The sequence below is a fragment of the Microcoleus sp. B4-C1 genome, assembly GCF_036705285.1.
Classification (GTDB): Bacteria; Cyanobacteriota; Cyanobacteriia; order Cyanobacteriales; family Microcoleaceae; genus Microcoleus.
This window is the reverse complement of the sequence record NZ_JAUBUC010000136.1, coordinates 1-13,172: the sequence shown is the minus strand read 5'-3', so window position 1 is coordinate 13,172 and position 13,172 is coordinate 1. Positions and strand designations below refer to the sequence as shown.

12 protein-coding genes are annotated in these 13,172 nt (G+C 48.0%); 4 read left to right on the top strand and 8 right to left on the bottom strand.

All coding sequences use genetic code 11. The features are described from left to right. The first annotated feature begins 350 nt into the window (after positions 1 to 350). Complete coding sequence (locus QUB26_RS29920) at positions 351 to 1,094, top strand: pentapeptide repeat-containing protein (protein ID WP_333245457.1); 744 nt, start codon at positions 351 to 353, stop codon at positions 1,092 to 1,094. Positions 1,095 to 1,198: 104 nt separating this feature from the next. Here the strand turns inward: QUB26_RS29920 and QUB26_RS29915 are convergent, their stop codons facing one another. From QUB26_RS29915 to QUB26_RS29905, 3 genes are all read right to left on the bottom strand, one after another. Next, complete coding sequence (locus QUB26_RS29915; RefSeq protein ID WP_333293160.1) at positions 1,199 to 2,413, bottom strand: alpha/beta fold hydrolase; 1,215 nt, start codon at positions 2,411 to 2,413, stop codon at positions 1,199 to 1,201. Positions 2,414 to 2,531: 118 nt separating this feature from the next. Beyond that, positions 2,532 to 3,992 carry an Asp-tRNA(Asn)/Glu-tRNA(Gln) amidotransferase subunit GatA gene (gene gatA, locus QUB26_RS29910; RefSeq protein ID WP_333157548.1) on the bottom strand — a complete coding sequence of 487 codons (1,461 nt, stop codon included), beginning with the start codon at positions 3,990 to 3,992 and terminating at the stop codon, positions 2,532 to 2,534. A 768-nt stretch (positions 3,993 to 4,760) separates the two neighbouring features. Further along, positions 4,761 to 4,940: a hypothetical protein gene (locus tag QUB26_RS29905; RefSeq protein WP_333320929.1), complete on the bottom strand. Its 180-nt coding sequence runs from the start codon at positions 4,938 to 4,940 to the stop codon at positions 4,761 to 4,763. 151 nt (positions 4,941 to 5,091) lie between these two features. On the opposite strand from QUB26_RS29905, the gene QUB26_RS29900 reads away from it, so the two are divergent. From QUB26_RS29900 to QUB26_RS29890, 3 genes are all read left to right on the top strand, one after another. Then, positions 5,092 to 5,547: a helix-turn-helix domain-containing protein gene (locus QUB26_RS29900; protein WP_333082743.1), complete on the top strand. Its 456-nt coding sequence runs from the start codon at positions 5,092 to 5,094 to the stop codon at positions 5,545 to 5,547. Between the two features lie 207 nt (positions 5,548 to 5,754). Next, positions 5,755 to 7,056: a serine hydrolase gene (locus QUB26_RS29895; RefSeq protein WP_333320927.1), complete on the top strand. Its 1,302-nt coding sequence runs from the start codon at positions 5,755 to 5,757 to the stop codon at positions 7,054 to 7,056. A 56-nt stretch (positions 7,057 to 7,112) separates the two neighbouring features. Further along, positions 7,113 to 7,949, top strand: coding sequence for an alpha/beta hydrolase (locus QUB26_RS29890; RefSeq protein ID WP_333320925.1), 837 nt, complete (start codon positions 7,113 to 7,115; stop codon positions 7,947 to 7,949). A gap of 138 nt (positions 7,950 to 8,087) precedes the next feature. Here QUB26_RS29890 and QUB26_RS29885 read toward each other — a convergent pair whose 3' ends face one another. From QUB26_RS29885 to carA, 5 genes are all read right to left on the bottom strand, one after another. After that, positions 8,088 to 8,366 (bottom strand): DUF1816 domain-containing protein, encoded by a 279-nt coding sequence (locus tag QUB26_RS29885; RefSeq protein WP_333320923.1) that lies wholly within the window; start codon positions 8,364 to 8,366, stop codon positions 8,088 to 8,090. Between the two features lie 293 nt (positions 8,367 to 8,659). Next, positions 8,660 to 10,051, bottom strand: coding sequence for a 23S rRNA (guanosine(2251)-2'-O)-methyltransferase RlmB (gene rlmB / locus QUB26_RS29880; protein WP_333320921.1), 1,392 nt, complete (start codon positions 10,049 to 10,051; stop codon positions 8,660 to 8,662). A gap of 263 nt (positions 10,052 to 10,314) precedes the next feature. After that, positions 10,315 to 10,761, bottom strand: a complete 447-nt coding sequence (locus QUB26_RS29875) for a ribonuclease III domain-containing protein (RefSeq protein WP_333250227.1) — start codon at positions 10,759 to 10,761, stop codon at positions 10,315 to 10,317. A 383-nt stretch (positions 10,762 to 11,144) separates the two neighbouring features. Then, entirely contained in the window at positions 11,145 to 11,501 is a 357-nt protein-coding gene (locus tag QUB26_RS29870; RefSeq protein WP_333037230.1) for an STAS domain-containing protein, read from the bottom strand. 188 nt (positions 11,502 to 11,689) lie between these two features. Further along, complete coding sequence (carA, locus tag QUB26_RS29865) at positions 11,690 to 12,847, bottom strand: glutamine-hydrolyzing carbamoyl-phosphate synthase small subunit (RefSeq protein WP_333320919.1); 1,158 nt, start codon at positions 12,845 to 12,847, stop codon at positions 11,690 to 11,692. Positions 12,848 to 13,172: the final 325 nt, after the last annotated feature.

Sequence of the window (13,172 nt, the reverse complement as noted above, 5' to 3'; positions counted from 1 at the left end):
GTTTTTAGCTGGCATTTTTGTATAAATTGACTAAACTAATTTTTTATTATACCCTATTTAAAGGCACAACAGCTTAGAAAAGTAGCGGTAATGCTTGGACTTGATCTAAGCGGAATCAGTAGGGGCGAATTGTCAGCGCCTTTAAGACATAAATTATGGGCTTAAGAATCCCTGTCGCTTCAGCGCAGGGAGTGTCAATAGACTAGGACTTACGCAAACAACCCAGTTTCTGCTTAGAATATTGGGTTTGGCAGCGAGGAATTAACAAGGAAACCGGGTTTTTGGTCCCCCGCACGTAAGTCCAGCAGACAAATCCGTGATGAAAGGCAGTTACAGAACTTACCCAGACTATGACCAAAATCAAACTCAAAATTCTGACTGCAGCGATAATGCTACTCCCATTTTGCGCCGCACTTCCCTTACAAGCTCAAAATCTGTCTCTAGTAAAGCGGCTGCTAGAAACCAGAGGATGTCCCGGATGCGACTTATTTGGCGCTTCCTTGAGCCGTGCAGATTTGTTTGGCGCTTCCTTGAGCCGCGCCACTCTCAGCAGGGCCGACTTAGTTGATGCCGACTTGACTGCGGCTGACTTAATGGAAGCTAATTTAAACAACGCCAACATGAGAAACGCCTTTTTGGCTGACGCCGACCTCAGCAAAGCCGACATGAGCAGGGCCGACATCAGGGGAGCCAACTTAGAAAATGCCAACCTCAGCGAGAGTTTTCTGCGAGACGCATCCCTCCAGTTGGCTAACTTAAAATGCAGTAATTTGAGCGCCGCTAAACTAACTCGAACCGACCTGAGAAATGCAGATTTAAGCGGTGCAAATCTCAGGGGTGCAGACCTCAAAGAAGCCGATTTAAGCGGTGCAAATCTCAGCGGTGCAGACCTGAGAAATGCCGACTTGAGGGATGCGAGATTGAACAAAGCTAATCTCATAGATGCCAATCTCTGCGGCGCCCGGATGCCGGACAGAAAAACCTCTCGGCGAGGCTGCGAAGTTAAGAAAGAACAAGCTATAAACACGAACAATTACTGCAATTATTGCTATGCCTTGAATGACTGGTGGCTGAATGTATTAAGGTTATACTAAGCGATATCATCGGGATAACTGCTCCGCTTTAGATATCTACTGTTAGAAGTGCGAGCAGGCGGTACAGATATCAAACTTAACCTGTTACCGCCAAGAGCTTTTATCTACTGTGAAGAACCTAAAAATTGGCTCAGTATTTGCAGATATTCTGTGCCCCCGATCTGTGCCACATTATTGTGACCTCCATCAGGAACTATATACAACTGTTTGGGTTCAGGTGCTGCATCAAACAGTTTTTTGGTCATTTCCACTGGAACTACATTGTCAGCAGCCCCGTGAATAAACAGCACGGGCATTTGCAGCCGATCGACTTTTGAAAGAGAATCAAACCGCTGTGTCAGTAAAACATCTATCGGAAACATCCAAAACAGCCCTTTTTGGAAATTCACCATCGCCCGCGTCGAAGTAAAAGAGCCTTCTACAATTACCCCTGCTGCCTCCGGGTGACGCAAGGCTAGATCGATCGCGATCGCCCCTCCCAAAGAATGACCGTAGAGATAAATTTGATTCGGGTTAATCCCCCGCTGTTTCACCAAATAATCCCAAGCAAGTTGAGCATCCTCATAAACCTGAGATTCACTCGGAAAATCGCCCTGGCTTTTGCCATAACCACGATAATCCATCACAAATACCGACAAACCTAACCCATGAAATCGATAAGCGTGTTCGACATTTGATCCCACATTTGAAGCATTGCCGTGCAGGTACAAAACTACCTTCCCTAACCCCAGGGCGGTTTCATTCTTGGTAGGGGCCGTGCCCCCGTGCCGGCCCTTTTTGCCAGAAACCCCCATTCGATGGTTGGTGGCGGGGGTAGGCACGGGGGCACTACCCCTACAAAAACCTCGTTTTTGGTGAGAATCAAACAGCCCGGCCCCTAACCCCCCCTTGTTAAGGGGGGGAACCGGAGCGACTGCCGGTCTCTCACTTTGCGGGGACGTTCCGACTCCTCTAGCTCCCCCCCTTGGCAAGGGGGGGCTGGGGGGGGTATCCGAGTCTCCGGTGTTAACAGAGGGAACAGCCTCCCCCTTTCTTGCTCCACCCCTAGCTTCGGGGGGGCTGGGGGGATTTTCCGAGGCAGGAATCCACCACCCGTGCACGCTGTCCACCGCGCCTGTTTTAGTTGGAATTGGCAGCCAGACATCTTGATATTGCAACTGAAAATCATCTGGCGTAGTTTCGATCGCCCGCGCCGGAAAAAAGATAAACTTACCTTGCGCTACAAAGAGGAATACACAAGCAGCAGAATAAGCAACGGCCAAAACTATCCCAAAAGCTATTAGCGATTTAGACAAAAGGAATACTAGCAAATTGTTCATAGATAGAGCACGCGGGAAATTAGAGATCGCTCAAAAGCTAATGGCAAATTATTAATTCAGACAATTAGCCAAGATCGATTACTAACTTCCGCCACCGTATTCCGCCGATTTCCAAAAATTAATGCAATTCGGGGTGGTGTAAGTGCCAATTCGTAGACTGTTCGTAAGCGTGAGCCACCTGAAACAACCGAGATTCTTGCAAAACATTACCAATCAGTTGTATACCCACGGGCAGTCCTTTATCATCAAATCCGCAGGGCAAACTCAAAGCTGGCAAACCAGCAAGATTCACGGGAATAGTCATCAAATCTGACAAATACATACTCAGGGGATCATTGAATTTTTCGCCTGCCTTAAATGCGGTAGTAGGAGCAGTGGGACAGACTAAAACATCAACTTGAGAAAAAGCTTTTTCAAAGTCTTCTTTAATCAAAGTCCGAACTTTTTGAGCTTTTAGATAATAGGCATCGTAATATCCAGCCGACAATACGTAAGTGCCGATCGCAATCCGGCGTTTAACTTCCGCACCGAACCCTTGAGAGCGGGTTTTGGCATACATATCCAAAAGATTATCGGGGTCTGGAGACCGGAAACCGTACTTAACTCCATCATATCGCGCCAAATTTGCCGAAGCTTCCGAGGGAGCAATGATGTAGTAAGTGGGCAAACCGTAGCGGAACCGGGGACAAGAAATGACTTGAATTTCTGCGCCCAATTGTTGAAATTGCTCGATCGCCTTAGTAACAGCGTCTTTAACCCCCGAGTCCAGCCCTACACCAAAAGTTTCTTTAATTACACCAATTCTAATCTGACCCTTCGGTCGCAAACTGGGTCTTAAAGCTTGAGCGTAGTCAGGAATTGGGACATTAAGACTCGTGGAATCTCTCGGATCATAACCGGCGATCGCCCCCAACAAAATCGCCGAATCCTCAACAGTCCGGCCAAAGGGCCCGATTTGATCGAGAGAAGAAGCATAGGCCACCAAACCGTAGCGAGAAACCAACCCATAAGTCGGTTTCAGCCCCACCAAACCGCAAAAAGCAGCAGGTTGGCGGATTGATCCCCCAGTATCCGAACCCAAACTCACGACGCATTCTCCAGCGGCTACCGCTGCGGCAGAACCGCCAGAAGACCCGCCGGGTACGCGCTCCAAGTCCCACGGATTCGCGGTAACTTGATAGGCAGAAGTTTCTGTCGAGCTCCCCATTGCAAACTCGTCCATATTCGCCTTACCCACAATCACCGCACCGGCTGCTTGGAGTTTGGAGACGACGGTGGCATCGTAGGGAGGCACAAAATTCTCCAAAATCCGAGAGGCGCAGGTTGTGGGAACGCCCTCGGTGCACATATTATCTTTAACGGCGATCGGGATGCCGGCCAACAGGCCAATTTGCTCTCCGGCTGCGATTTGGGCATCCACTTTATGGGCCTGCGCCAGTGCGCTGTCTGCTGTCACGCACAGAAAGCTTTTCAACTTCGGCTCTAGCTGGGTAATTCGGTCTAATGCTTCTTGAGTAATTTCCACAGCAGAGCGTTCTTTATTGACCAGTTGTCGGTGCAACTCGCGGATGGATGCCATGCTCGTACCTTTATCATTTCTACTTTGAGACAATACAGTTAATATAACTGGCAATTGTACCTGCTTACAGCCCGAAGGTAAAGTCGGCTATTTTTGTGGCGAAAGTTCGAGCCTCGAAGAGGGTTCCGCTAACGCGCGATCAGTCATTTTATCTACAATAGATTAAATTCCCCAAATCCCACCGAACACAAAATAGCGATCGAGTTTTTTACCTCATCTTTTAACAAACCAAGAATGCAACTGTATCAAAACTTATGCAAAAAGTGGTTTGACTCGATATTTATATAAGTAAGGGGGAAAGTGGGCAATCCGGCCTCTACATAATTAGGTTCTGCCTCCAAGAATGTGTATGCAATATCACAATCATTAGGAAATCAGTCCTTCCAAATTCTGTAATCTAAATTCTAAAATATTAGAGCCCAGCTTCTCTTCGATGCAACCCATAATTCATGGTAGAAAAAGAGGGCATAAAAAATCCACTAATACCAGATTATGACTGCTTTATTGCGGGAATCTTCAGACAATACTATTTCTTTATTAATAATACTTACCAGTTTTGTTAGATATGATTATTTTGAAAAGCATAGTTGGAAGCATATAAAGCTGATTTATGACGAGAGGAATGGCGTCCTGAAAATCCATAAATAAATGAACTGAGAATAGAAGATTCTGATAATAAAGTATTAGATTAGGGCGGTCGATACCCTAATAATTAGGACCAGATTATGAAGAACACTTTTTTAGTCAAAAATGACTGAAAGTTATCAGTCATCTGAGTGATTTAATGGCGGCTGCGCGATCGAAGAAAATAGTAATCGACCTTTTCCGATCCACGCCCATTGTACTAGAGCTCAAAAAGCCTGTCAGAAATCTGGGGTTCACAAAAAAGCTCGAAACACTCACCGCCACACCGAGGTCTTTTGTTGCGCGCACCTGCAAAAAAAACATCAGTCCTTCCTCAAGTGCGACTAGCTGCGTGCCTCTGTGGCAAAAAAAGCTACTTATTTGCCCGAACGATCCCCAGCATCAAAATTTCATCCGGAATTCTCCCCAAACCGAGAGAAATATGGTAAGAAGTTCCCGATGCCCCGTTGGAGGAATGCCACCTAAAGCTCACTTAGAATCCCACCTGACGGCAGAGGAACTCAAAATTCGCTACCGGCAGGCACAAAACACCACAGAGTCGCGCCGCTGGCACTTGCTGCTGTTAGTTTCCAGAAATTGGACTATCAAACAAGCAGCCCAAGTCGTAGGCCTCAACTACGACTACGCCAAAGAAATTGTCCAGCGCTATAACCGAGAAGGGCCTAACTCTGTGAGAAATCGCAGCGGAGACCGCCAGCCCCCTCCTGCAAAATCCTTGCTGAATCCAGAACAGCAAGAAGAACTGCGACAAGCGCTGCAAGGCCCCGCCCCCGACGGCGGAGACTGGACAGGCCCCAAAGTCGCTCGCTGGATTGCCGAAAAGATTGGTAGCGATCATGTCTGGCCCCAACGCGGCTGGGATTACCTCAAGCGGTTGGGTGCTGACTGGCGACGGCGGCGCAGAAAGTAGATAGTTCGCAATATTTAGAGGGGGTTGATTGCCTTCGTGCGATCGCTCCCTTTATTTTGGTTATTTTGCCACATTGGCGCGATCAAAACCATTTTAGATTTTAGATTTTAGATTTTAGATTGAAGAACAAATCTAAAATCTAAAACCCTTTGACTGATGTAACAATAGCTGCTTATATAGAATTTGGTTGTGTTGAGGATGTTAAATATGCCAGAACTCAGGCGTTTTTTGTCGATCGCCAACAAGATGGCGGCAGTAGTAGCCGGCATTGGACTGGTTCAGATGTTAACCATCGCAAGTTCATTCTCTCAATCATCTAACCCGCGTTCCCTAGACGAACTCTACAAAATTCGCGATCGCCTGATCACCGAATTAGAACAACCCTCCTCTCCCTCCCCAGAACCAACCATCCTCTCCGGCTTAGTTCCCTTCGCAGCCAATCCTCAAGAACAGCTACTACAGCAGTTGCAAGCGGTGGAAGCTCAAATATTAGTAGAACAGAGGGCTAACGACAACTTACAGCAAGCAGTCCGTTTAGCCAACAGAGCCGTAGAAACTAAACGGCAGCCAAATAAGTCGATCGCATCTTCGCAGCAAACTCAATTTTTCTGGAACCAGGCCCTCAACAACTTGCAGGAAGTTCCTCAAAATTCATTTTTAGCTTCCGTCACTGCCTCAAAAACCCAAGAATACCGGGAAAATTTAACAGCAGCAACCTCTCAAGTGCAGCAAGCAAAATCTGATTTGTTGGGTGCGCTTGCCCGCGAAAGCGGCTTGTCGGCTCAAGCTTCGATCGGTATTTGCAACCTTTCTAGAGAATGCGTAAACCTCCGGGGCGATGTACCTCCTGTCAGTCCAGCCAGCTTAATTAAACTGCCGATTGCTGTCGCCCTGATGCAAAAAGTCGATAAAGAAAAAATTAGTCTGAACCAGGAAGTATTAGTCAGTCGGGGTAATTTCACCGAAGACGCATCGGCAAAGATTACCTCCAATCGCAATTACCCGCTACAGCTACTGTTAGAAGAAATGATCTATCGCAGCAGCAATATCGCCACCAATCAACTAATCGATTATTTAGGTTCGGATTACATCAATCAATATTTAGATAATAGCGGCTACGAAGTCACCCGCGTCAACTTCAAATTAATGGGGGAAAGAATTATGCCCTCCAACCCCGGTTCTGGTCGCAACCGCGTGACTGCTAACGAACTCACCGAAATGATGGTGCAAATTTACAACGGCGAAACACCCGGTGCTAAACTGTTAATAGAAACTCTCAACCGCCAGTACGATCACGCTCTGGGATTTGCCGCCTTGGAAGGAACTAAAGCTCAGTGGTTGGGGGAAAAAACCGGTCAAAATTCCTGGGTACTCGGCACAACTTTAGCGATGAGCATTGACGACGAGGCCTATGTGATTACTGTGATTGACAGCCGCAGCGGCGAGCTACAAATGCGCCAGTCTATTTCTAAAATTGCAGATTACATTGTCCGAAACCCCAGCTTTTAACGGCTGGAATATACAATTTATAGCGGGGGACAACGCACCGCCCAAACAGTTAAAAAATGTCGCATCAAAAACTCAGTGTTTCCGTCAAAGGCAAAGGGTTTCCGATTCTCTGCTTGCACGGCCATCCAGGTTCCGGCGATTGTATGTCGGTATTCACAGAACACTTATCAAAACGCTTCCAGACTATCGCCCCAGACTTGCGCGGATACGGCAACAGCCGCACCTCAACTTTCTTTGAAATGACCGATCATCTGGTCGATTTAGAAGCACTATTAGACAGATTAGGAGTCGATCGGTGTTTGGTGATCGGATGGTCTTTGGGAGGGATTTTAGCCCTGGAATTAGCCATGAAATATCCCCAGCGAGTCACTGGTTTGATTTTACTGGCATCCGCAGCCAAACCGCGAGGAAGTCATCCTCCCATCTCTTGGCAAGATAACCTTTACACCGGTTTAGCCGGAATTATCAATTGGGCGATACCGGGTTGGCAGTGGAATATTGATACTTTTGCTAGGCGATCGCTCTTTCGCTACTTGATACAGCAGCATAACGCCACCCCTTACCGCTACTTAGCACAGGCAGGTACTCCCGCCTACCTCAAGACTTCCAACACGGCCACCAAGGCGTTAAATACCGCTCTGAGGGCTGGATACGATCGACTGCTGCACCTTGGCGACATTCAATGTCCCAGCTTGGTGTTGGCCGGAGAGGCCGATCGGCACATCACCTCAGCATCCAGTTTAGAAACCGCCCGCCACCTCCAGGATTGTCAGTGGCAGTGCTATCCAAATACAGCCCACTTGTTCCCTTGGGAAATTCCCGATCGGGTAATCGCAGACATCGATCATTGGATTGAGAGTCACCCCGAAGCAGTTGGAAATTGCGAGTGTTGAGTTGGGAGTTTGTCAGAAGCAATTTATCACCCAACACTCAAGAGTTTTGAAGTTATAACTCACAACTCAAAACCGCACAGCGTTGCGAGGGAAGCGTAGCCCTCTCAAAACTCAAAACTCCCCTGTTTCTACTTGTTTCTACTGACCGCTCAAAACCGGCCACAGCCCTCCATCACCAAGCTTTCCCAAATCTTCTGCAACAGTCAAAGTAATTGGTTTGCAGCGGTAAATCGAAACACTAACACCTTCTGCCCCTTCATTTTCTATGTCTTCTACATATCCTGCTTTTGCAGTTTCCGCCTCTGCCTGGGTTAAGAACGGGCCAAAATAGTAAATGCACCGCGGCGCTGAAGTTTTAAGTTCAACCCACCAAGCCAATCCGAAAAAGTTGAGCAAGCTAATCAAGAATTCTTTCATCTGCTTTTCTAATGTATTTGACGGTGTTTTCTGGGTGCTGCGAACACGCCTAGGCTTTTGTTATTTACACGTGGCTGACTGCTGCAAAGAACCGATCCAAACCTATTTAAATATATCTAAATAGATTTGTGTCGAATTCCTGTTTGAACGTAGGGGCAAGACCCCTTATACTTTGGCCTGAACAAGTAACGACAGTCGATCGGCTATCCTTACTTGTTCCGGGTGTCGTGCCACTCCATTCTGGGCGGCATTGACAATAAACTACTCTGTTGTGCTCTTTTTTTCAACCACCTTTACGATCCGTGTACGTGAAACTTTTTGGGCCCACGCTGGCGATAAATTTCGTATAAAGCCATCCCCGTTGCTACCGAGACATTCAGGCTAGGAGTATGGCCTCTTAAAGGAATTGAAACTAATCCGTCACATCCGCGCTGTATCAAAAGGCTCAAACCGTCAGCTTCACCACCCACCACTAAAACAGTGGGCCCGGAGAACTTGACTGTCTCTATAGATTGACCGACGCCTGCTGCAGTCCCATAAATCCAGAATCCAGCCTCTTTGAGTTCTTCCAGCGCCCGATTAAGATTGACAACTCTCGCCACTGGCAGGCTTTCCAATGCCCCTGCTGCCACTTTTCTCACTGCCGAGGTAATCCCAACAGCCCGTCGCTGCGGAATCACCATGCCCTGAGATCCCAATGCTTCTGCGGTGCGAATAATCGCCCCTAGATTGTGCGGGTCGTTGAGTCCTTCTGCTACCACAATTACTGGATCTTCGCAAGCCGACTTAGCCTTTGCGATCAGTTCGCTCAAATCCAGGTATTCGTAGGCTGATACTTGAGCGGCTACGCCTTGGTGGTTTGCTTTGCGCGTGATGTAGTCGAGGCGCAAATCGTCAACTTCGTCAATGATGCTGCCGTTGGCTTTGGCTTCGGTTAGCAAGCTGTGAAAGCGGGGATCGTAGCGCAGGTGAGGAACAACCCAGATCCGGTTGAGGACTTGGTTTGTTTCTAAAGCTGCTTGTACCGCATGGCGGCCGTAAATCATGTCGTCTGTGTCTGCGTCTGGTTGCACGACTGTATTGGAGGCAGTGTCAACAGGGCGAGTGTCTCTGTCTTTGTCTCTGTCTCTGAAATGGTTGCCCCGGAATTCCTGCGGGCTATTGTCTTTGTCTCTGTCTTTGTAATAATTGCCCCTGGATTCCTGCGGGCTGCTGTCTCTGTTTCTGTCTCGGAAATTGTTGCGGGCAGGCTGGGGGCTGCTGTCTCTGTCTCTGTCTCTGTCTCGGAAATTGTTGCGGGCAGGCTGGGGGCTGCTGTCTCTGTCTCTGTCTCGGAAATTGTTGCGGGCAGGCTGGGGGCTGCTATCTCTGTCTCTGTCTTGGTAATAATTGCCCCTGGATTCCTGCGGGCTGCTGTCTCTGTCTTTGAAATGATTATTTCTGCGAATTTCCGGTTGGCTGTCGGAATCGACTCTCCGTTTGAAAATTGCTCTCACGGGCATTTCTCGAGATTGTGGGGCGAAGGTCGATCGCTTTTGAGGGGCGTCTACTCCGCGAGTGTCGGGACGGGGCTTGCGTTCAAAGCGGGGAGAGGATGGTTGTGAGTCCTGACGGCGGCCTTCGCTTTTGAATGGCTTACTGTCGGAATTCGATCGCGAAAAGTTTGGTTTGGTAAATTTTCTCATTGGTTTCTTGTGGTCAAAATGTTTGGGCTGAAGGCTAGTCGATTGTAGATTGTAGATGTGAGATTCTTGATTGAGGGAGCAATCTTTGGACTTTGAGATTTGAGATAGTCTAGCGAGGGAGCAAGGATTTTGCTGTGTTCAAATTGCTAGTTAATAACTGATAAATCCTGTTTTGCCGATCGAGATTTTTGCGGTTTTATGTTAGCCGTGCCAGGATGGTTAATTACTCCCTCCCCATTCCCAACTCTTAACTGCTAAATCCTTTAAGTCTCAAGTTCTAAAAGTGCCAGAATCTCGGTCAATCTTTCGGGATCGGTGAGATACAAATATCCGATCAAAGTTTCTAAGCTGCTGGCTTGTTGGTATATCTCTGGATCTGCTCGCTTAGAACGGCCCGCTGCAGCATTGCGGCCGCGCTTGACAATTGCTAATTCTGTACTGTTCAAGTAAGGAGAGATCGATCGCAAGTGACGCGCTTGAGTTTCGGCTCGTACTTGCCCCACCACCAATTCGTGATAAGCTTGCAATCTTCTGGGCGGGACTAAGTACGAACTCCGAACGTAGAGTTCGTACACTGCATCTCCCAAATATGCCCAGGCTGCGGGCGAAATTCTTTCTATTTCTGCTGGTGTAGCCCTCGCAGGATGTACTCGATTTAAACTGATATCCGTCAGACTCAGTTTGAGTCCGTCATCTGCGATCGGCGACATACTTTTTTAAATAAAACTTCCGCACAGCTTGGTTTTTCTAGTTACTTACTTATTTCGTCTTTCGTCACTTCCGCAATTATAGCTTTTACAGGACTGTTCGCTCTCAGAGCACGAAGCGAGATATATAGGCAAAGCTTGGCGCGACGATCGCACTCCTAAAAAAGGCTTTTTACCAAATCGGGATGCTCTAATTTTTGTACCATTTTTCCGCGTGTTTGCCACACATATTTTACTGCCCCTCCACCGAAACTCTAGGCATCGGGGAAATAGCCGATGGCGCGTGTCGCAGATTCTGGGAAAATCGGTATTGTTTTACCCGCACAAAAATAAAAATTTGCTATCCAGCGTTGAGAACCGGATAGCTAATTTAATTCACTTTGGCGTCAAGCATCCTTGACGTTTTTTACCGCCTCATCAACCGAAGGCTGCAAAGACAAAAATTTCTCTAAGCGAACCAGTTTAACAGTCTGAGTTACGCGGGGATTTGAGACAATTTGCAATGTCCCTTCCAAGGTTTGGGCTTTTTTGACAAGCTGCACAAGTGCGCCCAAGCCTGAACTATCCACAAAGTCTATCTGAGACAAGTCCAAAATTACGTGTTTTGGGCCCTCGTCAATACATTTGCTTATTACCTTCCGAAAAGTGGCCTCAGAAAAAGCGTCCAGCAGGCCCGTCAAGCGAAATAACTGATAGTTATTCTTGACTTCGCGAGTGCCTCTGAGGCTAACGGTCAGGGTCAATGACTCAGAAATGACACCCTCCTAGCTAGATATGGCTTAAAGTCGAGGCTTCATTATAGGAGTTTTTTGGTCTTTTGTCTACAGTTTTTTAGTTATTAGTCATTAGTCGTTAGCCATTAGTCAGAAGCGATCGACACAAACAGCCTCTGATGGCTACTGACTAATGACTGCTGACTGCTGACTGCTGACTACTTACTGCTGGCTACTTTCTGATTGTCTCGCATTGACTGCACGAATCGATCGAATAAATAATCGGCGTCGTGCGGGCCAGGACTGGCTTCTGGGTGGTACTGCACTGAAAACAGTGGCAGAGTTTTATGCTTCAATCCGGCTACGGTGCGATCGTTCAAATTGAGATGAGTAATCTCTACTTCGGGGGCTAGGGAATCGGGGTCGATCGCAAAACCATGATTTTGGCTAGTAATTTCTACTTGCTGAGTTAAACCCGCTGGATGATTCAATCCCCGATGGCCGAACTTAAGTTTAAAAGTTTCTGCACCCAAGGAAAGTCCCAAAATTTGGTGTCCCATGCAGATGCCAAATACGGGTTTGTCCGACTTTAACAAAGCTTTCGCAGTCGCGATCCCTTCCGTTACCGCCGCCGGATCTCCGGGGCCGTTGGACAGAAAAATCCCGTCCGGGTTGTATTTGAGGATTTCCTCCGGCGACGTGTCAGCGGGGACAACGATGACCCGACACCCGTAACTCGCCAGACGCCGCAGGATGTTGCGCTTGATCCCAAAATCTAGTGCTACCACCGTCCACATTTGGCCGTTAGCAGGTTTGACTGTAGGACTAAACTCCCAAACCGAGTCCGTGGCTTCAGACCACTCGTAAACCTTGCGGGTGGTGACTTCCTGGACCAGATTCAGCCCGTCCATGCTGGGGGCATCTTGCACTTGCTCCAAAAGCTCTGCCTGGTCGAGAATCGTCGTCGAAATGCCACCATTGATCGCTCCCACCGTGCGAATTTTGCGAGTGAGGGCGCGGGTGTCGATCCCGTAAATTCCGGGGATATCGTACTGTTTCAGGTAGTCTTGCAGAGATTGCGAGCAGCGCCAGTTGCTGGGGCGGCTGCATACGTTCCGGGCGATCGCACCCCGAATTTGCGGGCGCGAGGATTCTTCGTCTTCAAGATTTACCCCGGTATTGCCCAATTCTGGATAAGTAAAAGTGACAATTTGACCGCAATAGCTGGGATCGGTCAATACTTCTTGGTAGCCCGTCATTCCAGTATTAAATACTACCTCGCCAACGACGGTGGCGTCAGCGCCAAACGACCAGCCGCGGTAAGCAGTACCGTCAGCCAGGACTAGGAGAGCGGGTTGTGCAGTTGAAAGTGACATGGCATCCTTAATTACTTTCGTTTGGTTTAATTCTTACCACTGCCAGGGATTTGATGCTAGTCGGCAATGTACAGATATTATTTTAATTTGTGCCAGGGTTCGCAAAACCAAGGCACTTATGCCGGAGATAATCAACAAGCAGCCATACAGCAGTTCTCAATCTTGGTGAGGTATGCCCTATGCCCACGGAGGCCTATGCCCTATGCCCACGGAGGCCTATGCCCTATGCCCGCTTATCAAGGGCTATAAGGAATGAGAATTAAATAACTTCCACTCTTGAAAGTGGGATGGGCGTCCCGCCCGTCCGTTTTTGTCGGGCGGGACG